The sequence below is a fragment of the Streptomyces yerevanensis genome (assembly GCF_000716805.1).
Taxonomy (GTDB): Bacteria; Actinomycetota; Actinomycetes; order Streptomycetales; family Streptomycetaceae; genus Streptomyces; species Streptomyces flaveus.
The window spans coordinates 214,704-238,226 of sequence record NZ_JNWJ01000002.1 but is presented as its reverse complement, the minus strand read 5'-3'; the positions used below and the strand labels follow the sequence as shown (position 1 = coordinate 238,226).

At 70.0% G+C, this 23,523-nt stretch carries 20 protein-coding genes and 1 pseudogene; 15 read left to right on the top strand and 6 right to left on the bottom strand.

What is annotated here, in order from left to right; all coding sequences use genetic code 11:
• Window positions 1–16 precede the first annotated feature (16 nt).
• The 8 genes from OP79_RS03000 (at window position 17) to OP79_RS02965 (ending at window position 8,905) form a co-directional block, all read left to right on the top strand.
• Window positions 17–2,458: a bifunctional acetate--CoA ligase family protein/GNAT family N-acetyltransferase gene (locus OP79_RS03000; protein ID WP_033318287.1), complete on the top strand. Its 2,442-nt coding sequence runs from the start codon at window positions 17–19 to the stop codon at window positions 2,456–2,458.
• A 72-nt stretch (window positions 2,459–2,530) separates the two neighbouring features.
• Window positions 2,531–3,505, top strand: coding sequence for an LLM class flavin-dependent oxidoreductase (locus OP79_RS02995; RefSeq protein WP_033318286.1), 975 nt, complete (start codon window positions 2,531–2,533; stop codon window positions 3,503–3,505).
• A gap of 46 nt (window positions 3,506–3,551) precedes the next feature.
• The gene (locus tag OP79_RS02990; RefSeq protein ID WP_078491579.1) at window positions 3,552–4,046 is read left to right on the top strand and encodes a PaaI family thioesterase; all 495 of its coding nucleotides are present in this window, start codon (window positions 3,552–3,554) and stop codon (window positions 4,044–4,046) included.
• Between the two features lie 172 nt (window positions 4,047–4,218).
• Entirely contained in the window at window positions 4,219–5,322 is a 1,104-nt protein-coding gene (locus OP79_RS02985) for a fatty acid desaturase family protein (protein ID WP_033318285.1), read from the top strand.
• A gap of 172 nt (window positions 5,323–5,494) precedes the next feature.
• A complete protein-coding gene (locus tag OP79_RS02980) occupies window positions 5,495–5,809 on the top strand; it encodes a MocE family 2Fe-2S type ferredoxin (RefSeq protein ID WP_033318284.1) in 315 nt (104 codons plus the stop codon).
• 3 nt (window positions 5,810–5,812) lie between these two features.
• On the top strand, window positions 5,813–7,066 hold the full coding sequence (locus OP79_RS02975) for an NAD(P)/FAD-dependent oxidoreductase (protein ID WP_211270721.1): 1,254 nt from the start codon (window positions 5,813–5,815) through the stop codon (window positions 7,064–7,066).
• Between the two features lie 16 nt (window positions 7,067–7,082).
• A complete protein-coding gene (locus tag OP79_RS02970; protein WP_033318282.1) occupies window positions 7,083–8,084 on the top strand; it encodes an aldo/keto reductase in 1,002 nt (333 codons plus the stop codon).
• A complete protein-coding gene (locus OP79_RS02965) occupies window positions 8,081–8,905 on the top strand; it encodes a creatininase family protein (RefSeq protein ID WP_051744365.1) in 825 nt (274 codons plus the stop codon). Before OP79_RS02970 ends, OP79_RS02965 begins: the two co-directional genes overlap by 4 nt.
• A gap of 79 nt (window positions 8,906–8,984) precedes the next feature.
• Here OP79_RS02965 and OP79_RS02960 read toward each other — a convergent pair whose 3' ends face one another.
• Entirely contained in the window at window positions 8,985–9,659 is a 675-nt protein-coding gene (locus tag OP79_RS02960) for a TetR/AcrR family transcriptional regulator (RefSeq protein WP_033318281.1), read from the bottom strand.
• 104 nt (window positions 9,660–9,763) lie between these two features.
• Here OP79_RS02960 and OP79_RS02955 point away from each other — a divergent pair, with 104 nt between their 5' ends.
• A complete protein-coding gene (locus OP79_RS02955) occupies window positions 9,764–10,741 on the top strand; it encodes an NAD(P)-dependent alcohol dehydrogenase (RefSeq protein ID WP_033318280.1) in 978 nt (325 codons plus the stop codon).
• A 46-nt stretch (window positions 10,742–10,787) separates the two neighbouring features.
• Here the strand turns inward: OP79_RS02955 and OP79_RS02950 are convergent, their stop codons facing one another.
• Window positions 10,788–14,606 (bottom strand): nSTAND1 domain-containing NTPase, encoded by a 3,819-nt coding sequence (locus OP79_RS02950; protein ID WP_051744364.1) that lies wholly within the window; start codon window positions 14,604–14,606, stop codon window positions 10,788–10,790.
• A 183-nt stretch (window positions 14,607–14,789) separates the two neighbouring features.
• Between OP79_RS02950 and OP79_RS02945 the strand changes: the two genes are divergently transcribed.
• Window positions 14,790–15,248, top strand: coding sequence for an RICIN domain-containing protein (locus OP79_RS02945; RefSeq protein ID WP_033318279.1), 459 nt, complete (start codon window positions 14,790–14,792; stop codon window positions 15,246–15,248).
• Between the two features lie 46 nt (window positions 15,249–15,294).
• Entirely contained in the window at window positions 15,295–15,903 is a 609-nt protein-coding gene (locus OP79_RS02940) for a peptidase inhibitor family I36 protein (RefSeq protein ID WP_033318278.1), read from the top strand.
• Window positions 15,904–15,982: 79 nt separating this feature from the next.
• On the opposite strand, the gene OP79_RS02935 is transcribed toward OP79_RS02940, so the two are convergent.
• The 4 genes and pseudogenes from OP79_RS02935 to OP79_RS02920 all read right to left on the bottom strand — a co-directional run bounded on the left by OP79_RS02935 (window position 15,983) and on the right by OP79_RS02920 (window position 18,829).
• A complete protein-coding gene (locus tag OP79_RS02935) occupies window positions 15,983–16,453 on the bottom strand; it encodes a PaaI family thioesterase (protein WP_033318422.1) in 471 nt (156 codons plus the stop codon).
• Between the two features lie 86 nt (window positions 16,454–16,539).
• Window positions 16,540–17,691 carry an acyl-CoA dehydrogenase family protein gene (locus OP79_RS02930; RefSeq protein ID WP_033318277.1) on the bottom strand — a complete coding sequence of 384 codons (1,152 nt, stop codon included), beginning with the start codon at window positions 17,689–17,691 and terminating at the stop codon, window positions 16,540–16,542.
• 83 nt (window positions 17,692–17,774) lie between these two features.
• Window positions 17,775–17,993: pseudogene (locus OP79_RS53635) on the bottom strand (LysR family transcriptional regulator); the annotation flags it as partial.
• Window positions 17,990–18,829, bottom strand: a complete 840-nt coding sequence (locus OP79_RS02920) for an alpha/beta fold hydrolase (RefSeq protein WP_033318421.1) — start codon at window positions 18,827–18,829, stop codon at window positions 17,990–17,992. The gene OP79_RS02920 and the pseudogene OP79_RS53635, both read right to left, overlap by 4 nt.
• A gap of 195 nt (window positions 18,830–19,024) precedes the next feature.
• Here OP79_RS02920 and OP79_RS02915 point away from each other — a divergent pair, with 195 nt between their 5' ends.
• From OP79_RS02915 to OP79_RS02900, 4 genes are all read left to right on the top strand, one after another.
• Window positions 19,025–20,110, top strand: a complete 1,086-nt coding sequence (locus OP79_RS02915; protein ID WP_033318275.1) for a LacI family DNA-binding transcriptional regulator — start codon at window positions 19,025–19,027, stop codon at window positions 20,108–20,110.
• 136 nt (window positions 20,111–20,246) lie between these two features.
• A complete protein-coding gene (locus tag OP79_RS02910) occupies window positions 20,247–21,560 on the top strand; it encodes an ABC transporter substrate-binding protein (protein WP_033318274.1) in 1,314 nt (437 codons plus the stop codon).
• Window positions 21,561–21,635: 75 nt separating this feature from the next.
• The gene (locus OP79_RS02905; RefSeq protein WP_033318273.1) at window positions 21,636–22,610 is read left to right on the top strand and encodes a carbohydrate ABC transporter permease; all 975 of its coding nucleotides are present in this window, start codon (window positions 21,636–21,638) and stop codon (window positions 22,608–22,610) included.
• Window positions 22,607–23,521, top strand: a complete 915-nt coding sequence (locus tag OP79_RS02900; RefSeq protein ID WP_033318272.1) for a carbohydrate ABC transporter permease — start codon at window positions 22,607–22,609, stop codon at window positions 23,519–23,521. Before OP79_RS02905 ends, OP79_RS02900 begins: the two co-directional genes overlap by 4 nt.
• Window positions 23,522–23,523 lie beyond the last annotated feature (2 nt).

Below are 23,523 nucleotides of genomic sequence, written 5' to 3'. Positions count from 1 at the left end.
GCGCGAAGAAGCGCTCATGACCCGCCACCCCGAATCTCCCGAATATCCCGAGGATCTGGAACAGCCCGGGCTCGTACGGACCGGCCGGTCGACGTTCATCCGTCCCATCCGGCCGGACGACGCCGATCGGCTGGTCGACTTCGTCGGCCAACTGTCGCGGGCGACTCTGGCGTTCCGTTCCCTCGGCCCGGTGGTCCGGGCCCGGGACGAGGTGATCCGGCGCGGCGCGCACGTCGACTACCTCAACGAACTGGCCCTCGTCGCCCTGGCCGGTGACGACATCGTCGGCCTGGTCCGCTATCTGCGCGACGCCGAACGGCCGGACCACGCCGAGGTCACGTTCACGATCCGGGACGACCACCAGAGCGAGGGCTTCGGGCGGCTGCTGCTCGAACACATCGCCGCGGCGGCCAGGGACCGCGGGATCCGGGTCCTGGAAGCGGACCTGCTCACCGACAACGTACGCATGATCAATGTGTTCCTCGGCTCCGGCTACCGGGTCGAGACCGGCCCGCCCGGCCAGATCCTCCACTTCGACATCGCCATCGACCCGCAGGCCGAGGCCGTCGCCCGAGCCGAGCGGCGCGAGCACACGGCTGTACGGCGCTCGCTGCGGCCCTTGCTCGAACCGCGGTCCGTCGCCGTCGTCGGCGCCAACCGCAGCCCGCTGACCATCGGCCACGAGATCGTGGCCAACCTGCTGCGCGGCGGCTTCCCCGGCAGCGTCTTCCCCGTCAACCCGCACGCCGACGAGATCGCCGGGGCACGGGCCTACCCCAGCGTGCGGGAGCTGCCGGAGTCTCCGGATCTGGTGCTGGTCGCCGTACGGGCCGAGGCCGTTCCCGGAGTCGTACGGGAGTGTGCGGAGGCCGGCGTGAAGGCGGTGGTCGTCGTATCCACCGGTTTCGGGGAGACGGGTCCCGACGGGCGCGCGGCCGAGCTGGAGCTGGCCCGGTTCGCGCGGGCCTCCGGGATGCGGCTGGTGGGCCCGAACTGCATGGGCGTGGTCAACACCAGCTCCGGGGCACGGCTGGCCGCGACCTTCTCGCCCGCCCTGCCCGCGCCCGGCCGGGTCGCGATGTCCAGCCAGTCCGGGCCACTCGGCCTCACCGTGCTGGACCTGGCCCGGCGGCTGCGCCTCGGCTTCTCCGGTTTCGTGTCGGTCGGGCACTCCGTCGACGTGTCCACCAACGACCTGCTCCAGTGGTGGGACGAGGACCCCGGCACCTCGGTGATCCTGCTGCACGTCGAGCACTTCGGCGATCCGCGCCGGTTCGCCCGTATCGCCCGCCGGGTCGCCCCGCGCAAGCCGATCGTCGCGGTGCATCCCGGGCACGCGGACACGGCCGTCGACTCGCTGTTCGCGCAGTCCGGGGTGATCCGTACGCGGAGCCTCCAGGAACTGTTCGACGTCGCCCTGCTGCTGTCCCATCAGCCTCCCCCGCTCGGCAACCGGGTCGCCGTGCTCACCAACGCGGGCGGTCCGGCCGCACTGACGGTCGGAGCCTGCGCGGCGAGCGGGCTGCGGGTCGCCTCGCTCGGCGATCGCACCCGTCAGACGCTCCGCTCGGCGCTCGCGCCCCAGGCGGAGGTCGCCAATCCGGTCGACCTGACGCCGACGGCCACCGCCGCGCACTACCGGCAGGCGCTGGACGCCGTGCTCGCCGACGACGAAGTGGACGCCGCGATCGTGCTGTTCATGCCGCCGCTGGCGGACAAGGCCGACGAGGTGGCGTCGGCGATCCTCGACGCGGCGTCGGCCCAGCCGTCGAAACCGGTGGTGACCAGTTTCCTGGGCGGCGCGGGAGTCGCCGATCTGCTGCGCCGGGGCGAACTGGTCGTACCGACCTACGCGTTCCCCGAGTCGGCCGCCGCCTCGCTCGGTCATGCGGCGGCGTACGAGGCGTGGCGGAGCCGTCCGGCCGGTTTCGTACCGGACCTCGACGGCATCGACACGGAGCGTGCGCGGGCGCTGCTCGCCGGGCTGTCCGCGGGTTCGGTTCCGGCGTCCGTGGCCCGGGAGTTGCTGGGGTGCTACGGGATCGACGTAAGCGATGTAAGCGACGAAACGGGATCCGGTCCCGGCCGGGACGCCTTCCTGCGCGTCGACGCCGATCCGGTCTTCGGGCCGGTGGTCGCGTTCGGGCTCACCGGCGATTACGCCGACCTGATGGCGGACGTCGCGTACCGCGTCACCCCTCTCAGCGACCGCGACGCGCGCGAGATGATCCGCTCGCTGCGGGCGGCGCCGCTGCTGGACGGCCGGGTGGGCGGACCCGGCGTTGATCTGGCCGCGCTGGAGGAGACCGTGCTGCGGATCTCCGCGATGGTCGAGGACCTCCCTGAGATCGAGTCGATGGACCTGCGGCCGGTGCGGCTTGCGCCTCCCGGTGAAGGGGTCGCCGTCACTCGGGCGGAGATCCGGCTGTGCGAGCCGAAGAGCCGGGAGGCGGTCTGAGTGAAGAGCCGCGAGGCGGTCGGAGTGAGCCGCGAGGTGCCCTGCGTGAAGAGCCGAAAGGTGGCCTGAGTCATGAAGGTGGGCATCTACTTCGATCTGCGCAACCCGCCGCCCTGGCAACGGAGTTGGTCCCGGGTCTACGGCTTCGCCCTCGAGATGTGCGAGGAGGCGGACCGGCTGGGACTCGACTCGGTCTGGTTCTCCGAGCACCACGGCTTCGAGGACGGCTATCTCCCGCAGCCGCTCACCATGGCCGCCGCCGCTGCCGCGCGCACCCGCCGGGTACGCCTTGGCACGGCCGTGATCCCCGCGCCGCTGCACGCGGCTCCCGAGATCGCCGAGCAGGCCGCGCTCGTGGACATCCTGAGCGAGGGGCGGCTCGATCTCGGGCTCGGCACCGGGTATCGCGTACCCGAGTACCGGTTGTACGGGGCGGATCTCGGCAAGCGCTACTCCACCACCGACCGGCGGGTCCGCGAGATCCGCGAGCTGTGGGCCTCGTCCTCGGTCACCCCGGGTCCGATCCAGGACCCGCTGCCGATCTGGCTCGGCTACCAGGGGCCGCAAGGGGCCCGGCGGGCGGGCCGGCTGGGTACGGGACTGCTGTCGCTCAATCCCGCGCTGCTCGCGCCGTACCGGGAGGGGCTCGCGGAGGGCGGGCACGAGGGGTCGGTGGCGCGGATGCAGGGTTCGTTCACCAGCTTTGTCACCGAGGATCCGGACGGTGACTGGCCGGTGGTGCGGAAGCACTTGGCGTACCAGTGGGACAGTTATCGCCGGTACATGGTGGAGGGGACCGATCAGCCGGTTCCCCGTCCCATCGATCCGGAGAAGTGGCGGGAGACCGGGCTGCGCGCGAGTGGCTTCGCCCAATTTCTGTACGGTACGCCGGAGTTGGTGGCCGGGGCCGTCAAGGAGTACGTGGCCGGGTTGCCGGTCGAGGGGGTGTTCCTGTGGGCTTCGCTGGCCGGGATGCCCGAGGAGATGGTCGCCCGGCAGGTTCAGCTGATCGCAGGGAAGCTGCGGCCGCTGTTGGCCGACGTCTGATGTGCTGACGCTGACGTACCGAGGTTCGAGACGAGGGAGTGCCCGTATGCCGACGCCGAACGCCCAGTGGGCCGGATCGGACTTCCAGGAGCCGCCACGTACGACGGGCGGGGTCGCGTTGTGCGGGGCCTGTCGCGCGGCCGGTGCGTGCCGTCTCGGCGTGGACAAGGAACGGCTCGGCGCGGATGGCGTGGCGTGGTTCGAACTGGCCTGTCCGCGGTCCCAGGAAGGCGGGCCGAACGTCGCGCACGGCGGCTGGACGGCGTCCGTCATGGACGAGTGCCTGGGCCATCTTCCCCTGTTGAACCGGGTGTTGAGCGTGACGGCCGAACTGACGGTGAGCTTCGTGAAGCCGGTGCCGGTGGAACGACCGGTTCAGGTCCGTGCCTGGGTCGAGCGGCGGGAGGGTTCGCGCTGGTACATCGCCGGCGAGATGACGCTGCTGCCGGGCGGCGCGGTGCTCGCGCGGGCGTCGGGGGTTTGGGTTACGCGGGACCCGGGGCATTTTGCGCGCCACGAGGCGTGGTTGGCGGAGCAGTAGCTTCCACTGGAAGCGGGAACCGGCGGAGCGTTCCAGCGCCTGCCGAAACTTATTGCAACCGAATGTCTTGACATGCGAGGTGGCCGCTCTCACCATTACCGGAATTAGAGCGCTCTAGTAGAGCGATCCAGTTACCCACGCATGACCGGCTCGATGGAGAGGACAGGGATGCATGGTGAAGGCCAGAGAACGTCTGCAGCGCTACAGCCTGGTCGGCCCTGAGGGCGAACGCGCCGTGGAGGCGGGGCTGGCCGACGGCACCGACTGGTTCCGCAGCGACGTGCCGCGCCGCCGGATGAAGGAGCTGATGCGCCGCTCGGACGGCCCCGCGATCCGCGACACGGTCATCTGGCTGGGCGCCATGGCGGTGTTCGGGACACTGGGCGCCGTCTTCTGGGGCAACTGGCTCGCGGTGCCGTTCTTCGCCGCCTACGGAGTGCTGTACGGATCGGCCTCGGACTCACGCTGGCACGAGTGCGGGCACGGCACCGCCTTCAAGAACCGCCGCCTCGACGACGCCGTGTACTGGCTGGCCTCGTTCATGGTCATGAGGAACCCGACCGTGTCGCGCTGGAGCCACACCCGGCACCACACCGACACGCTGATCCTCGGCCGCGACCCGGAGATCCAGGTGATGCGGCCGGCCCGGCTGGCCCGCCTCCTGGCCAACTTCCTCGGCCTGGTCGACGTACCCCTGGCGCTGCGCGACACCCTCCTGCACGCGTTCGGACGGCTCACCGCGGAACAGCGCACCTACGTCCCCGACACCGAGCGGGCCAAGGTGTTCCGCACGGCGCGCGTCTGGCTGGCGATCTACGCCGCCGTGATCGCCGCCTGTGTGCTGACCGGCTCGATCCTGCCGGCGATGTTCGTCGGCCTGCCGCGGATGTACGGCGGCTACATGCTCTACGTCTACGGCCTCACGCAGCACGCCGGGATGGGCGAGAACGTACTCGACCACCGGCTCAACACCCGCACGGTGCATATGAACCGCATCAACCGCTTCTTGTACTGGAACATGAACTACCACGTCGAGCACCACATGTTCCCGATGATCCCCTACCACCGGCTGCCGGAGCTGCACGAGGAGATCAAGCACGAGCTGGCGCCCGCGTACCCCTCCCTGTGGGCCGCCTACAAGGAGATCGTCCCGGCGGTGCTGCGCCAGCTGAAGGACCCGACCTACTACGTACGCCGCGAACTTCCCCCGGGCGCACCGCCGTTGCACGCCCGCTCCGACGGGCGCGCGCTTAGCGCTCCGCTGGAAGCGCAGTGATTCACCCGCGGGCCGGTGGGGGCTGGTCGCTCCCCCACTCTCGACTGCGCTCGAGCGGGGGACCCCCATCGCGGCGGAGCCGCATATGTCACAGCCTCGCGCCCCTAAGAGGCCTGCGGCCCTCTCAGGGGCGCGGTACCGCACCGGAACTTCAGCAAGGAGGCACACCCGCATGTCCAAGTGGATCGCCGCATGCCAGACCGACGACATCGACCCCGAAGACGTCGTCCCCTTCCAGCACGAGGGGGTGGACTACGCCATCTACCGCTCCCCGGACGACGACTTCTACGCCACTGCGGGGCACTGCACCCACGAACGGATGCTGCTCTGCGACGGCCTGGTCATGGACAACACCATCGAATGCCCCAAGCACAACGGCCGGTTCGACTACACCACCGGGAGGGCCGCGGGCGCTCCCGTCCTCGTCGACCTGCGGACCTACCCGGTCCGGGTCGAGGACGGCATCGTCTTCATCGAGATCGGCTGACCCGTGAGCTCCGCACCGGGGATGGTGGTCGTCGGGGCCGGCGAATGCGGCACGCGGGCCGCGTTCGAGCTGCGCGAGGCGGGCTGGACCGGCCCGATCACGCTGGTGGGCGCGGAGAACACGCTGCCGTACGAACGCCCGCCGCTGTCCAAGTCCGTCCTCACCGGGCCCGAGGAGGCCTGCGAGCCCACCGCGCTGTGTGAGAGCCGCGCGCTGCGGGACGTCGGCATCGAGTTCATCGCCGGGGCCGCCGTCACCGGTATCGACCGCGACGCTCACCACGCCGTGCTCTCCGACGGGCGCCGGATCCCCTACCAGCGGCTGCTGCTGGCCACAGGGGCGACCGCCCGGCGGCTGCCGCTGGCCGGCATCGACGCGGGCGGCGTGCGCTACCTGCGCAGCCGTGTGGACGCTCTCGTCCTGCGGGACCGGCTGCGGCCCGGAGCGCGCATCGGCGTGATCGGTGCCGGTTTCATCGGCCTGGAGCTGGCCGCCGCGGCGGCCGCACGGAGCTGTGCCGTCACCGTGATCGAGGCGGCGCCGTGCCCGATGAGCCGTGCGGTGCCGACCGCCATCGCCACCGCGGTCGCCGACCGCCACCGGCAGGCGGGCGTGGATCTGCGCTGCGGGCTGACGGTGGAACGGCTCACGCGCCGGGACGGAGCCCTGCTGCTTGAGCTTGCCGGTGGCGAGCTGCTGGAGTGCGACACGGTGGTGGCGGGCGTCGGTGCCGTACCGGAGACCGCGCTGGCGGAGAAGGCCGGCCTCGCCGTCGAGAACGGAGTACGGGTGGACGCCCGCCTGGCCACCTCCGACCCCGACATCTTCGCGGCCGGTGACTGCTGCTCGTTCCCGCACCCGCTCTACGACGGGCGCCGCATCCGCCTGGAGGCCTGGCGCAACGCCCAGGACCAGGGCCGGGCGGCGGCGCGGAACATGCTGGGCGGCGACCAGCCGTTCGCCGCCGTTCCCTGGTTCTGGTCCGACCAGTTCGACCTCACCCTGCAGATCGCCGGACTGCCCGACACCGCCGCGCAGGAGGTGGTGCGCGAACGCCCCGACGGGGTGCGGATCCGGTTCGGCCTCGGGACCGACGGCCGACTGCTGTCCGCCGCCGCGATCGGCGCCGGCAACGCCGTGGCCAAGGACATCCGACTGGCAGAGATGCTCATCGCCCGCCGGGCCGCCCCGGACGCGGCGGCCCTGACCGACCCGGCCACCCCGCTCAAGGCCCTGCTGCGGCAGGCGTCGAGCTGAACAGGAGGCATCCTCCATGCACCACTCGTCCTTCCCCCGCTCCGGCGAACCGATCAGCAAACTCGGCTTCGGGGCGATGGGGTTCGCCGGCTGGTTCGGCGGCAACGCCAACGACTCAGAGTCGAACTGGATCGACAGCCTGCTGTACGCGCTGGATCGGGGCGTGAACTTCATCGACACCGCCCGGGCCTACGGCAACTCCGAACGCATCGTCGGCAAAGCACTGAGCCAGTGGTCCGGAACGCGTCCCTTCGTCGCCACCAAAGTCGAGAACCTCTCCGGGCAACGCGGCTGGGGCACCCCCGTGGACCCCGAACTCGCCCACCCGCCCGGCCACATCCGCGCCGGCGCCCAGCGCTCGCTCACCGAACTCGGCCTAGACCACGTCGACCTCCTCCAACTGCACATCTGGTGGCCCACCTGGGGCGTGACCGGGCACTGGATGGACGAGCTGCAACAGCTCAAGCAGGAGGGACTCGTACGCCACATCGGGATCTCGATCCCGGACCACCGCTCCGACATGGCACTGCCCCTGGTGCAGTCCGGCCTGATCGACTCCGTCCAGACCATCATCAACATCTTCGACCCCGTAGCCCTGGACAACCTCCTGCCGGCCTGTGTCGAGAACGACGTGGCGGTGATCGCGCGCTGCGTCCTGGACGAGGGCGGACTGACCGGCACCCTCACCGAGGACACCGTCTTCACCGAGGACGACTTCCGGTACGGCTACTTCGACGACATCGTGCCGCGCGCCGTCTACCTGCAGAAGGTCGACGAGCTACGGCAGTACGTGCCTCAGTACGCCGGCTCGCTCGCCGCGCTCGCCCTGAAGTTCGTCGTCCAGGCACCGGGCGTCACCACGGCGATCTCCTCGATGCAGGTCCGGGAGTACTGCGAGGCGAACATCGCAGCGCTGGAAGAGCCCGAACTCCCCGCAGAGATCCACGAATTGCTGCGCTTCAAGCACCGCTTCATCAAGAACTTCAACGACACCAAGATCTTTGGGGAGTACCGATGACGACCGCACAGCCCGAACAGACCGAGAACTCCGAAACGGTCCGCTGGGAGGACCTGCTCCCGCGCGAGTTCGAAGAGCGACTGGCCCAACTGCCCCTGGTCTACCTCCCCATGGGCCTGTGTGAGCCGCACGGCCATGTCGCCGCCTTCGGCCTGGACACCCACAAGGCCGTCTACCTGTGCGAGGAGTCCGCCCGGCGCTTCGGCGGCATCGTCGCCCCGACGCAGACGTACCAGATCCACGAGACCGGCTACCACCGGCCGTGGCTCAAGGAGGTGATGGGCGACGTCAATCCGCGCATGGGCAGCCTCCCGCCCGATGTCGTCCTGCGGCTGCTGGTCTACCAGCTCCGGGCGTTCGTCAACGCGGGTTTCCGTGCCGTCGTCGTGCTCACCGGCCACAACGCCAACCAGCCCGACCTGCGGCTGGCGGTCGAGGAGTTCCGCCGCGCCCGCGACATCCCGATCACCGCGGTCAGCGACCCGGAACTCGTCATGGGACAGTTCGAGGGCGACCACGCCGGTCGGTACGAGGTCTCCCAGCTGATGTACGTCCGCCCGGAACTGGTCGACCTCGGCCGCCTGGACGACCGCAACACCACACCCCTCGGCCGCTTCGCCCAGGGCGACGACGCCCATCTCGCCACCGCGAGCGAGGGCCGGGCCATCATCGAGGCCAGTCTCGACGCGATCAAGGCGATCGTGGACGGCTGTCGGCCGCTTCCCGAAGCGGACGCTGCGTTCATGTCGTTCGAGGAGGCCGAGGAGGTCTGGCAGCGCGTCGCCGCCCGCTCGGACGAATGGTGCACCCTTCGGGAGTGATCGCGACACCGCGGCACGTGGAGGCCCGGCGCTGCTCCCGCAACGCCGGGGCGGCCTCCACGCCACCTGAAGCCGCCCGTCACGTGACCTGTCCGGCTCTCTGGAGTCCGTCGAGGATCAGGTCGAGGCCGAATTCGAATTCGTCGCTGTAGTCGTAGCCGGGGCTGAGAATGTGCTCGGTCGTCAGTTCGGCCAGGTGCGGGTACTGGTCGGCCGGGGCCTGCGCCAGGATGGCCTGCGCCAGCTCCGCGGTCTCGTCGGGTGTGTCGAACGGCAGGTCGCGTTCCTGCAGGGCGAACCCGTAGATGTAGCTGTCGAGGGCCGAGTACGCGTGCGCGGTCAGCACGACGGAAAAGCCCGCCTTGCGAAGGCATCCGAGGACGGCGTCGTGATGCCGCAGCGTCGCCGGCCCGGGTGAGGCCCGCGACTCCATCAGGCCGATCGCCCAGCGGTGGCGGGACAGGACCTGGCGCATCGAGAGCGCTCGCTGACGCATCGCCGTCTTCCAGTCGTCCTCGTCGGAGGGCAGATCGATCTCGCTGAACACCAGGTCGATCATGCCGTTGAGGAGATCTTCCTTGTTGGCGACGTGTGTGTAGAGGGACATCGCCTCGACCCCGACCGCCTCGCCGAGCTTGCGCATGCTGAGCGCCTCGAGTCCGCTCTCGTCGGCCAGGGCGACAGCGGCGTGCAGCACTCTTTGGCGGCTCAGCGGGATGCGGGGCGCTCGATCACGTCCGGTCCGCGGGGTCATCTGTGGTCCTCCCATCGTCGGCCTTGACAACCTTACGCCGTAAGGACGAACCTTACGGCGTAAGGATTGACGTAGCCGGCCACTGTGGCCTTTGAGGGGGAACCATGAAGTCGATCGTCCAGGAGCGGTACGGACCTTCGCCCGAGAACGTTCTGCGTCTCGCAGAGATCGACAAGCCCACGATCGGGCGGAACGAGGTCCTGGTCAGGGTGCACGCGGCCAGCGTGGATCGCGGCACCTGGCACATCATGTCCGGTCTGCCGTATCCCGTCCGGGCGGCAGGGTTCGGTCTCCGTCGGCCGAAGTACCCCAACCCGGGCCGCAGTTTCGCGGGAACGGTCGAGGCCGTCGGCGGCGACGTGACCGGATTCAAGCCGGGTGACGAGGTGTTCGGCACCTGCGATGCCTCGTTCGCCCAGTACGCACGCGTCCGAACCGACATGCTCGCCCCGAAGCCGGCGGAGCTCTCCTTCGGTCAGGCGGCTGCCGTACCCGTCTCCGGACTCACCGCTGTCCAGGCAGTTCGCGACCAGGGGCAAGTCCGGGCCGGGCAGAAGGTGCTGATCGTCGGCGCGTCGGGAGGCGTGGGCACCTTCGCCGCGCAGATCGCCAAGGCATACGGAGCCGAAGTGACGGCCGTGTGCAGCACCTCAAAGATCGAAGCGGTCCGCGCGCTCGGCGCGGACCATGTCATCGACTACACCCGAGCGGACTTCGCAGACGGCCGCCATCGCTACGACGTCATCCTCGACATCGGAGGCAACCGCAGGCTGTCGCAACTGCGCCGCGCCCTCACCCCGACCGGGCGGCTGGTCATCGTCGGCGGCGAGACCGACGGCCGGTGGCTCGGCGGAACCGACCGTCAACTCCGGGCGCTTGCGCTGTCTCCGTTCATCGGCCAGAAGCTCGGGACCTTCATCTCGTCGGAGAACGCCGAAGACCTGGAGGCCCTCCGTGAGCTCATCGAGTCGGGCAAGGTCTCACCCGCCGTCGATCGGACCTACCCGCTCGACGAGGTCGCCGCAGCCATCCGGTACATGGTGGAGGGGCGGACCTGCGGCAAGCTCGTGATCACCATCTAGGAGCGGGTCCCGGAGGCGGTGACACGGTGTGGGTCGCGTACGCGCCTCAGCATGGTGGGCGGTACATGTGCTGGGTGAAGTACTGCCGCCATTCGGCGCGGGTGATCACAGGAGTGGCGGTGTCGCAGATCCGGGACGCCACGCGCCGGACGTCGGGGTCCCACAGCAGGGCGGTCCAGTCCTCGCTGCCGGTGGCCAGGGTCCGGCCGTCGGGGCTGAAGGCAAGGGTGTCCACCGCTTTGGTGTGGCCCGTCAGCAGGGCCAGTTCCCGGGCGCCACCGGGACCGGTCAGGCCGTACAACCGCACGGTGTGGTCGGAGCTCGCGGCGGCCAGCGTCCGCCCGCCCGGGGCGAAGGCGACGGACATGACGCCGTCGGTGTAGCCGGCCAGCCGGTCCCGTGAGAGCGGATGGTGCGGATCGGTGAGGTCCCACAGCCGTATGGTGCGGTCTTCGCTACCGGTGGCCAGGGTTCGGCTGTCGGGGCTGAACGCCACTGATTTCACCGCGTCGGTGTGGCCGGCGAGGACGGCCAGGCGTTCGGGATGCCGTCGGTCGGCCACGTTCCACAGGATGGCCGTACGGTTTCGGGCTGCCACCGCCAGGGTGCGGCCGTCAGGAGCCAATGCCACGGAGTCCACCGCGCTGTTTCCCTGTACAGCAGCCAGAAGACGCGGATGCCGCATGTCTGTTGTATCCCAAAGCCGCACGTCGCCCTTCTCGCCACCGGTGGCCAGAGTGCGGCCGTCGGGGCTGAACGCGACCGAGTTGACGTGGCCGATGCGACAGGGAACGGCGGTCAGGAGTTGGGGGCGGTGGGAGGTTCCCACGCTCCACAGGCGCAGTCTGCCATCGGCGCTGCCGCTGGCCAGTACGCGCCCGTCCGGCCGGAAAGCCACCGAATTGACGGCCTCTGTGTGGCCGGTGAGCCGGGCCAGTTCGTGGGGGCGACGGACGTTCGCGAGGCTCCACAGGCGCACGGTGCGGTCGTAGCTGCCGGTGGCCAGCACACGTCTGTTGGGGCTGAAGGCGACGGAGTAGACGGAACTGGTGTGGCCGGTCATGGCCGGCCCCGGAAAGTCCCACACACGAGCGGTCTGGTCCTCGCTGCCCGTGGCCAGGGTGCGGCCGTCGGGACTGAAGGCCAGCGATCCGACGCTTCCGGTATGGCCTGTGAGGACAGCCGGTTCACGGACGGGACCGGGCCCTTTCAGCTCCCAGCGGCGTACGGTGCCGTCGACGCCCGCGGAGGCCAGGGTGCGGCCGTCGGGGCTGAAGTCCACGGCGTTGACCGCGTCGGTGTGCCCGGAGAGCACTTCCGTCGCGCGGGGTCGGCGTGGCCCGGCCACGTCCCACAGCCGCACCGTGAAGTCGGCGCTGCCGGTCGCCAGCGTGCGGCCGTCCGGGGCGAACGCGAGTGCTTTGACCTCACCGCCGTGACCGGCCGCGGGCGGCAGCTTCCGCAGCCGCCCGCCCGACTCGGTCACCTCCCACAGCCGCACCTTACGGTCGGAATGGCCCGTGGCCAGCATGCGCCCGTCCCGTCGGAACGCCATCGCGGTCACGGCGGCAGGCACACGGATCGCGGCAAGGGGACGCGGCCGGCGGGGATCCGACAGCTCCCACAGCCGAATCCCGTCGCGGGAGGCTGTCGCCAGGATCCGCCCGCCGGGAGCGAAACCCAGTCCGACGACCGGGCCCGCACCGGCCGGCAGGCGTGCCGCGAGCCGGGGGCGCCGTGCGTCGCCGATGTCCCACACCCCGGCCGTCCCGAGATCGTCTCCCGCGGCCAGAAAACGGCCGTCGGGACTGACGGCGACCGTGCGAACAGGGCCTGGCAGGCGGGGCACCGTGCTCAGCCTGCGCGGCCGGTGGGAATCCGAGGCCCGCCACAACCGCACGGCCCCGTCGCTGTCGCCGGTGGTCAGCACCCGGCCGTCGGCACTGAATGCCATCGCCCTGACCGCGCTCGCCTGACCGGGCAACTGCGTGGCGTACGGGGTGGCGAAGGTGCTGAGCAGACTGCCACGGGCCTCGGGGGTGGGCGACAGACGGTAGGCGGCCAGACTCAACTGGGCGGCCAGAGCGGGGTTGGCCGCCCGCAGTGCCGCCGCCCGCTCGGCGGCCCGCTGCGAACTGGCGGCGTCGCGCTGCCGGTCCGCCGCCCGCTGCGCCCGCACGGCGAACACCGCGGTCGTGCTCGCCAGCACGAGCAGGACGGTCAGCAGCGCCAACGCCCCGTGCCGGAAGCGGGCGCGTCGCCGCACCGCCGCACGTTCCACCGCCCGGGCGGCCAGGCTCGCGTCGACGAACTCCCGCTCCCGCACGGACAAAGACGCGCGCTCCAGGGCGGTGGCCATGTCGAGGCGGGTGCCGCGGTACAGCGCACCGGGATCCCGGCCCAGCGCCTCCCAGGCCTGGACCGCCTCGGTGAGCTGGCGCAGGGTCCGTACGGCCTCACGGTCCTCGGTCAGCCATCCGTGCAGCCTGGGCCAGCACCGGATCAGCGCCTCATGGGCCAGCTCCACCCGCTCGCGGTCCACCGTCAGCAGCCGCGCCGCGGCCGCACGATCCAGTACGGCACCGACGCCCCCGTCGTCGGCACAGGCGAGCCCGTCGAGTTCCTCCAGGCGCGCCGGCCGCCGGGTGTCCTCCGTTCCCTCGCCCAGCGCGGTCAGTCGCATGAACACGCCCTTGGCCAGCTTCCGCTGCTCCGGGTCCAGCCGCTGGTAGAACTCCTCGGCGGTGCGCGCCAGTCCGCCCTCGAGGCCGCCCGCCGCGTCGAACGCCGCCAGCGTCAGTGCGTTGCCGCGTCGCCGCCGCCAGGTCTGCAGGAGTGCGTGTGACAGCAGCGGCAGTACTCCGGCCTGGCCGTGCGCCTGTGCCGTGAGCGACGCCAACAGCGCTCCCTCGACGGTCAGCCCGGCCTGCTGGGCCGGTTTCACCACCGCCCGGCGCAGCTCGTCCAGGCTCATCGGCCCGACCGGCACCTGTGCGTCGCGCATCGCCTCCACCAGCAGCGCGTGGTGGGTGCAGTGCGCGTAGAAGTCGGCGCGTACGCCCAGGGCCACCCGGCACCGGCCGGCCTCGGTGGAGGCGGCGGTGACCAGTGCCGCGATGAAGCGGTCCCGCTCGGCGTCGTCCGGACACAGTGTGAAGGTTTCCTCGAACTGATCGACGACCAGGACCAGTCCTTCGTCACCGGCTCCGGAACGGGCGGCGGCCTGTCGCACCACCCGGCCCAGGTTCGCCGGATCCTCCCTCAACTCCTCGTAGAGTCCGCCCGGCGTGACTCCCGCCAGCGCGCCCAGCCGCACGGCGCACTCCTCCAGCGGCCGCGGCCCCGGCGTCAGCACCACCGTGGTCGCCAAGGGCCGCAGACGCGGTACCAGACCTGCCCTGAGCAGCGATGACTTGCCCGAACCCGAAGCCCCGATCACCACCACGAACCGCTGTCGTTCCAGCCGTTCGGCCAGTTCCTCCACCAGCCGCTCCCGGCCGTAGAACCACTCCGCGTCCTGCTCACGGAACGAGCGCAGACCTGCGTACGGCGGGGGCGTGCCGGACGCCTCCGCCGGACCGCAGTCGGTGTGCGCCTCGCCCAGTTGCTCCGCCGCCTCCCGCCAGCGGCGCTCCCATTCCTCCATGTCCCCGTCGCAGGCGCGCACGTAGGCCAGCGTCACCGCCAGCGTGGGCAGCCGCTGCCCGGATGCCGCGGAGGACAAGGTCGAGATCGAATAGTGCGCCTGCTCCGCCAGCTCCCGGTAGGGCGGATTGCCGGCCTTCTGCCGTAACTGCCTTAGCCCTGCGGCCAGTTCCAGTAACGGACCGCTCTCCGTGTCCAGCGGTCGCTCCTTGCGCGGCATCGCCGCACCTCCCCCGTGTGATTTCCCCCGTGTCGCAGTGGTCGCTGCGCCGTCACATTTTTCAGGACTTGTTTGTTCGGCACCAGTGACCGAACGCGAACAACGCGTGGACCGCTACACCTTGGGGCGAACGGCCCGGCGGTACTCCGCGCAGGGCCCTGGCTCCATGGGAGGAGACGGCAGATGAGGCGAAAGAGGTTCGTACTCGCGGCGGCAGGCAGCGCGCTCGCGCTGAGCGGTGCACTGAGCACACAGGCCACGGCGGCGGACGCGGGAGGGGTCACCGTGCTTGCCACGGAGACGTACCAGAACGCGGGCACGAATCGCTGTCTGGACGACAGCGACCTCGGGTTGCGCGCCGTGCGGTGCCACGAAGGCAGGACCCAGCAATGGACCGTGCGCAACCTCGGCGGCGATCTCCGCGAGCTGAAAAACGTCGGCACGGGCCGCTGTCTGGACGACAGCGACCGCGGGTTCCGCACCGTGGGGTGCAACAACCTCACGACCCAGCAGTGGAGGGTGAGTCCGTCTGGGGGTGGCATCCAGCTCAAGAGCGTGGGCACCGGCCGCTGCGCGGACGACAGCGACCGCGGGCTCCGCACCGTGGGGTGCCACGGCGGCACGACCCAGCGCTGGTCCTGAGACGTTCCGACCACGCAGACCGACACCGACAACACGGGGAAAACATATGCGCAATCGAATCAAGCCGGGCGTAACTCTGCTGGTCATGGGCATGGCCGTCGCAGCCCTCGCCCTGAGCAGCGGCCCGTCAACCGCTCAGACGTCAACTGTCGATGGCGGCAGCAGCAGTTCCGCCGGCAACGCGGGTGTCATCGCGACGTACCACGGCAAGAAGATCAACCTCAGTGAGGGGTGGCAAGGGGCGCAGACCTGCGCCCAGTTCTCCGAGCGCGACGTCCGCTGCTACGACAGCGAGGCACAGTTCCGAGCAGACGCCGGCCTGCCCGCACTGGCAAAGGGCGTCAGCGCCAAGAGCGCGGCGGCGACCTGCGGTTCCGGCTGGACCTGCCTGTACGAGGGCTACAACTCCGGGGGACGCAAGCTCCAGTGGAGCGAGAACGGGCTCTATCCGCTGGAAGGCTACGACTTCCGGGACAAGGCATCCTCGGTACGCAGGGGCGCCGGCTGCGCGGTGGAACTCGTTGACGCCGTTCCAGGGTGGTGGGACGACACCATGCTCCTGTGGACCGACTACGAGGACGACCTCAGGGATCCGGTGTCATCGGACGAGAACTGGGACAACATCACCGACGAGATTGAGCTGCGCAGCTGCTGAGTCTCGGTCCTTCGTGACGGCTCGCCAGGTCAACTGGCGGGCCGTTTCGGGTTATTGAGTTGATGGCCGTGTCCAACCTCTACGGGGCACTGCGCGGCATTCGGCGGATGCTCCAGTCGAAGGTGCCTCGGCACACCGGAGTGCCCTCTGTGTCGGTGACCCCTGCTCGGGTGGAGAGGCGTGCCCTGTCGGTCTCGCCCGACAGGAGGCGTCGCAGGGTGTGATGGGCCTCGTCGCCCACGCGACAGGTGGCCAGCAGGCGGCCTCGGGCCGGGGCCAGGAATTCCAGGGACGCCGCCGCGCCCAGGGGGACGACGTCCTCCATCTCCTCACTGCGCTCGCTCGTGGCGGTGATCGCGGCCAGCCCGACCGCGTCGATCAGGGCGATGAGACCGCTGGAATGCAGTGAGCCGATGACGTTCGTCAGCTCCTTGGGTGCCTCCAGCGCCACCTCGGCCATGCCGTCGGCGGCCCGGAGCACTTCGATACCGGCGGTGCGATGGGCCGGGATGGGCTCGAGCAGCGTACGGGCCAGTGCCGTCATGTCCATCGCCACAGGATCGCGACGCGGGTTGACGACCGGGTGACGTTCAGGACAAGGGTCGGCGTCGGTGGGAACTCGAAGTCAGCCCGAACTCAGTAGGACCGCAGGCCCATGCTCCGAGCTATCCCGTTGCGCTGGATCTGGCTCGTGCCGCCGGAGATCGTGGCGACGATGGACTCGCGGTAGCGGAAGCTCATCACGCTCTCCGTCGAGAAGCCGTGCCCGGCGCAGACCTGCATGCCGAGCCTGGCGGCGGCCACGTACGTCTCCGAGCCCTTCAGCTTCGCCATCGAGCCCTCCCTGGTGCACGGCTTGCCCTGCGCCAGCAGCCAGGCCGCGCGGTACGCGAGCAGTCGGGCGGAGTCGATCTCGGTCTGCAGGTCGGCCATGGCGTGGGCGAGCGCCTGGAAGTTGCCGATCGGGCGGCCGAAGGCGTGCCGGGTACGCGCGTACTCCAGCATCTCGTCCAACGTGGCCTGGGCGGCGCCCAGATAGCCTCCGCTGATGATCACCTTCTCCAGTTCGATGTTGGAGAGCATGACCTTCCAGCCCTCGTCCCGCGGTCCGACGAGGTTCTCCTTCGGCACCAGGGCATCGTTGAAGAAGACCTCGTTGGTGCCCAGGATGTGCCGGGCCAGGGTCGGCGTCCGGCGCACGTCGACACCCTCGGTCGTGGGGTCGACGAGCAGCAGGCTGATGCCGCCGTGCTTGGGCTCGCGGGGGCCCGTACGCACGTACGTCGCGATGGTGGTGTCCGGCAGTCCGCCGCCCGTGCACCAGGCCTTCTGGCCGCGCAGAAGGAAGTGGTCGCCGTGGTCCTCGGCGGTGGTGCGCAGTGCCGCGGCGTCGGAGCCGCTGTCCGGTTCGCTGAGGCCGACGGCGAGCCGGTGGCGTCCGGTCATGACGCGGTCCCGGATGAAGCGGCGCTGTTCCTCGTTCCCCCAGCGGAACACCGTGATGCCCGGGATGAGTACGCCGATGTAGCACATGGCCACGTCGAAACTGGCCCGGCCGAGCTCCTCGGCGATCAGGATGAGCTCCAGCGGTCCCCCGCCGTCGCCGCCCTCGTCCTCGGCGAACGGCAGCGAGAACCAGCCGAGTTCGGCCATCCCCGCGAACAGCTCGGGCGGTACGACTCCGCCCTCGTCCCACTCCTTCGCCTTCTCGGCGGGGCAGACGTCCGCCACGAACTGCCGTGCCGTCGCGCGCAACAGGTCCTGCTCGTCGGTCAGCCCGAAGTCCACGGCCACTCCTCGCCAGCATCAGCCAATTCATCTATCTAATTGTTCTATGTTAGCGGATGCGGACCAATTCCACCCCCACACACCTACTGGGTGTCGACGGCCGCGGCGCGGAGGGCGTCCGCGACGCGGGCGACCGGCTCGGTCGGCGGGTGCGGGAGCCGCGCCGGCAGCAGGCGCCGCTGTTCCTGGGGGCCGCCGCGGACCGGCAGGATGCGTACGCCCCGGGGGGTGCGGCCGGGCCCCGAACGGGCGGTGACAGTGGTCAGTCCGCAGCCGGCGGCGACCAGGGGCGGACGGGTCAGTCGGAAAGGAACGCCGCGGTGGTCGCCGCGAACCGGTCGGCGTCGTCGAGCCACGGGAAGTGTCCGGCTCCGGGCTGGACGACGAGCTTGGCGTTCGGGAACAGCCCGGTGAACTCAGCCATCACGGGAGGAGGGGCCGCCAGATCGACTTCCCCGGCGAGCAGCAGTACCGGCGGCCCGAACCGTGCGAGCGCCGTACGGGTGGCGTCCGGGTCGAACGCGCCGTCGGCGGCGAAGGCGCTCGCGGCCTCCATGTTCCGCTGCCTGGCCTCCGCGGCCTGGTGGGCCTGCGCCGCCTCGCCCCAACGGCCGTACGAGAACGGCGCGATGGCCTGCCAGCTGTCGCCGGTGGCCCGGCCCGCCACGATCGCCTCCAGGGCCGCGAACGCCGGCGCGAACCACGGCTCGTCCTGACGCAGCCGTGCGATCTCGAGCCGGGTGTCACCGGTGATCGTAAGGCCGACGGCCATGACGCTCGGCGTGATCAACGTGAGTTTGCCGACCCGTTCCGGATGGCGGGTCACATACTGCGCCGCCAGATTCGCGCCGCCGGAATGCGCGAGCAGGTCCATCCGGTCCAGGCCGAGGTGCTCGCGCAGGGCCTCCACGTCGTCGACCAGCCGGTCGCAGCGATAGGAGGCGGTGTCCTGCGGTGTCGCCGAGTCGCCGGTGCCCCTCAGGTCCAGCCTGATCAACTGCCGGTGCGCGGGCAGTCCACCGAGGTCGCCGAGATACACCGAGTCCTGCATCCCTCCGGGCAGGCAGATCACCGGCGGGCCGTCGCCGAGCACGTGGTAGGCGAGCTGGGTTCCGTCGTACGCGGAGAAGGCAGGCATGGCCGAGACCCTGTCAGCGGTGTTCGGAGGGAGCAACTGGGTTTTCCCGGCATGGTCGGGATTGTGCACTCGGACCGTCTCACCCGTTTGATCGATTGATCGCTACTATGGGCGCATCGCGCGAATCCGATCGCGCAAGCCGCCGCACGGTCACGCCCTGGCGGCGCGGCCGACGCGGACGAAAGCGGTGGGGACATGCGGGAGTCGGCGCAGAAGCGGCAGACCCGGATCGCGGAGGTGGTGCGGAACCGGGGCGTCGCGCGCATCACCGATCTCGCCGACGAGCTCGGCGTCTCCGTCGTCACGGTGCGCCGGGACGTCGAGGAGTTGGCTCGGCGCGGGGAAGTGCGGCGTGGGCATGGGGTGGCGCGTTCGCTGCGGCCGGTGCCCGAGGAAAGTACCGCCGGAGGCGACGCGGTCGCCATGATCGTTCCCGAGCGCAACACCTACCTCACCGAGGCCGTGCAGGCCGCGCGGGAGGCCGCGGAGAAGGCCGGACTGCGGCTCGCCCTGCACATCGCCGACGACGCAGGGGCGGAGCGCGAGGCCGTGCGCCAGGCGCTGGACGCCGGCGCGCGCGGACTGCTGCTCTCGCCGCACTGGCGTACGCAGGCGGAGGCCGACGCCGACCACTCGTGGCTCTCCGACCTGGACGTCCCCACGGTGCTGGTGGAGCGGCGCCCCGCACGGACCAGCGCGATCTACCCGCTGGACTGCGTGCGCTCGGACCATGCGTACGGCGTGCACCTGGCGCTCGGGCACCTGGTCGGTCTCGGGCACCGGCGGATCGTGCTGGCGGCGCGCGACGACAGTCCCACCGCACGGGTCATCCGCGCCGAGTTCGCCCAGCAGACCGCTGCCCTGGGGCTCGCCGAAGGGTGCCGCACGATCCTCAGCTCGCGCACCGCCGGCCCCGACCCGCGCGCCGCCGACCCGCGGGCGGCGGACCTGGTCGAGGTGGTGGGGCAGAGCGGCGCGACGGCGGTACTGATCCACAGCGACATGGACGCGCTGGTGCTGGTGCAGCGGCTGCAGGCCGCGGGGATCGACGTGCCCGGGCAGTGTTCGGTGGTGGCCTACAACGACGTGGTCGCCGACATGGGACCGGTCCCCCTGACGGCCGTCGCCCCGCCCAAGACGGAACTCGGCCGGGTCGGTGTCGATCTGCTGCTGCGTCGGCTCGACATGGCGCGCGAGGGGCTGCGCCCGGGTGCCACCCGTCATCTGGAACTGCTGCCGGGTCTTGTGATCAGGGAGTCCACGGCTCCGTCGGCGGCCTGATCCCGGCCAGGTCCGTCCACTGGCCGACTGACGATTGTTCGTTTGGCCGTTTTAGTTTCTTCTGTTCGATCTATTGACGCCTTTTTCGTCTGCCGCTCAAGATGCCCGTAATCCATGCAAGGACGCGGGAGGGCTCATGCGATGGACCGGCAGGGCTGGGGCGGCGCTGCTCACGATCTTCGCCATGCTGCTGGCGGGCTGCTCCGCCGGAGACAGCAGTGACACTGCCGGCAGCGGGCCGGTGCACATCACCTTCTGGTCCGCCCTCCGCGGCAGCCAGGAGGTCGTGGACGAGTACAACCGCACCCACACCAAGATCAAGGTCGACTTCGAGCAGGTGCCCTCGGGCGACCAGGGAGGCTGGGCCAAGCTCAGCAACGCCGCAAGGGCGGGCAACGCCCCCGACGTCGCCACCATCGAGTACCCCCAGCTGCCCAGCTACGCCATCGACGGCGTGCCGCGGGACATCACCAAGATGCTGCCCGACTCGGTGCGCCGCAAGATCATGCCGCAGGCGATGGACCTCACCACCTTCGAGGGACGCACCTACGCCCTGCCGGTCGACATCGAGCCCATGGTCTTCCTGTACCGCAAGGACCTGTTCACCAAGCACGGCATTCCCGTCCCCAAGACCTGGGCGGAGTTCGAGAGTTCGGCCCGCAAGCTGAAGAAGGCCGACCCCAGTTCCCGTATCGCCAGTCTCTTCACCACCGGCGGCACCCTCGCCATGGCCGGACTGGCCTGGCAGGCCGGCGGCCAGTGGTACGACACCTCCGGGGAGACCTGGCGCGTCTCCATGGACGACGCACCCACCCGCAAGGTCGCCACGTACTGGCAGCGCCTCCTCGACGACGACCTGGTGCGTGTCGAGCCCACGTCCAGCCAGCAGTGGCGGGCGCACCTGCAAAGCGGTGAGACGGCCGGCTGGCTGGCCGGCGCCTGGGCGGCGGGCTCGATGATGGCCTCCACGCCGGGCGGCAAGGGCAAATGGGCCATCGCGCCCTTCCCCCAGTGGGACCTGAAGAAGCCGTCCCTGGGCACACAGGGCGGCTCGACTTTCATGGTCACCAAGGACAGCAACCATCCCAAGGAGGCGCTGGAGTTCATCTCCTGGATGGTCACCAGCCCCGACGCGCTGAAGGCCAAGCTCTCCAGCGGCATCAGCAGCGCGTATCCGACCGTGCCCGAGCTGGTTCCGGTCGCCCGCAAGGAGATGGACACCAGCTACTACTCGGGCCAGGACATCTTTTCCCTCTTCGAGAAGGAAGCCAAGCTGATCAACCCCCGATGGAAGTGGGGGCCGCGCATGGTGTCGACGATCAGCTCCGGTGACGACGGACTCGCGCGGGCCGGTGCCGGCAGCGGCAGCATCCTGGACGCCCTCCGCGAAGCGCAACGCAAGACGATGCCCGATCTGAAGAGCCTCGGCCTGTCGGTCACCGAGCGCTGACGCTCCCCCGCCCGTCCGCCGCACCCCGGGACGGCGCACCCCCGAACCCCAGCCGCACCTCACGTCCTTGGAGCCGTGTCCACCGTGAGCACAGTGACTTCCTCGACAAGAGCGACGGCGTCCTCCGCCGCCGCGCCCGCGAAACCACTCCGCAAAGCGGGACAACGGCAGCAGAAGCTCGCCGCGTTCGCCCTGCTGGCCCCCTTCACGGCCCTGCTCGTCGCCGTGTTCCTCGTACCCGTCGGCTACGCCATCGGCCTCAGCTTCTTCTCCGAGGACCACGACGGCCTCGGCTTCGGGGGCGGGGAGACCGTCTTCACCGGACTGCGCAGCTATCTCGCCGTGCTGAGCGACCCGAGCTTCCTCTCCGGGTTCGGCGCCATCCTGCTCTACTGCGTGATCTTCGTCCCCGCCGTGGTCGTCGGAGCGCTCGCGCTCGCCCTGCTGCTCGACTCGGGCCTGGTGCGGCTGCGACGTACCGCGCAGATGCTGCTCTACCTGCCGCACGCCGTGCCCGGCCTCATCGCGGCCGTCATCTGGCTGTACCTCTACACCCCGGGGCTCAGCCCGGTCATCAAGCTCTTCGCCCAGGCCGACATCACCATCGACTTCCTGGGGCTGAACACCGTGCTCCCGTCGATCGTCAACATCGCCCTCTGGAGCGGCCTCGGCTACAACATGGTGATCTTCTACGCCGCACTCCAGGCCCTGCCGCGCGAGGTGATCGAGGCGGCGCGCATCGACGGAGCGGGCGGCATGCGCACCGCGCTCATGGTCAAGGTGCCGATCATCAGGGGCTCGGTGGTGATGGTGTGCATGTTCTCGCTGATCGGGGCGCTCCAGCTGTTCACCGAACCCATGCTGATGAACCAGGCCACACCGATGGTCAACTCCCGCTTCACACCGAACATGTACATCTTCGACGCGGCCTTCCGCCGCAACAACTACGGACTGGCCTCCGCGGCCTCCGTGATCCTCCTCGTCGTCACCTGTGCCCTGTCGTACGCCGTGACGCGCTGGGCCGGCCGCAGGGAACGGAGCGCGCGATGACCACCATGACCCCCACCACGCCCCGCGCGACCCCACAGGAGCCCGCGGGCAAGCCGCTCAGCAGACCTTTCGGCACCTCGAAGCTGACCAGCCGGGGCGTCGCGAACGCAGTGGTCCTGATCGCGGCCCTCTACACCATGCTGCCCACGGTCTGGCTGCTGCTCGCCTCCACCAAGAACGCCGACGCCCTCTTCGGCAGCGACATCCTTTCCCTGAGCGACTTCTCCTTCGTCAGCAACCTCTCCGACCTGTTCGCCATGGACGGCGGGCTCTACCGCGAGTGGTACCTCAACAGCCTGCTGTACGCCGTCGTCGGCGCCCTGGTCGGCTCCCTCATCAGCGTCTCCGCCGGATACGCCTTCGACAAGTACGAGTTCCGGCACAAGGAGAAGCTGTTCGGCCTCGTCCTCACCGGAGTCATGGTCCCGCAGACCGTGCTGGCCCTCCCGCTCTACCTGGTGGCCTCCGGCATCGGCCTGGTCAACACCTTCTGGGCGGTCTTCATCCCCGTCCTGTTCAACCCTTTCGGGGTCTACCTCGCCCGCATCCTCAGCAACGGCTACGTGCCCAACGAGGTACTGGAGGCGTCGCGGGTCGACGGCGCGGGTGAACTGCAGACCTACGTGCGCGTCAGCCTGCGCATGCTCGGCCCCGGATTCGTCACCGTCTTCCTCTTCCAGCTCACCGCCATCTGGAACAACTTCTTCCTGCCCATGGTGATGCTCTCCGACCAGCACCTGTATCCGCTCAGCCTCGGGCTGTACACCTGGAACAGCTCTGCCACCGTCTCCCCCGAGTACTACCCGCTCGTCGTCATCGGCTCGCTGCTCGCCGTCGTCCCGTTGATCGTCGCGTTCATCACTCTGCAGCGTTACTGGAAGTCCGGTTTGACCGCAGGAAGCGTCAAGTGACC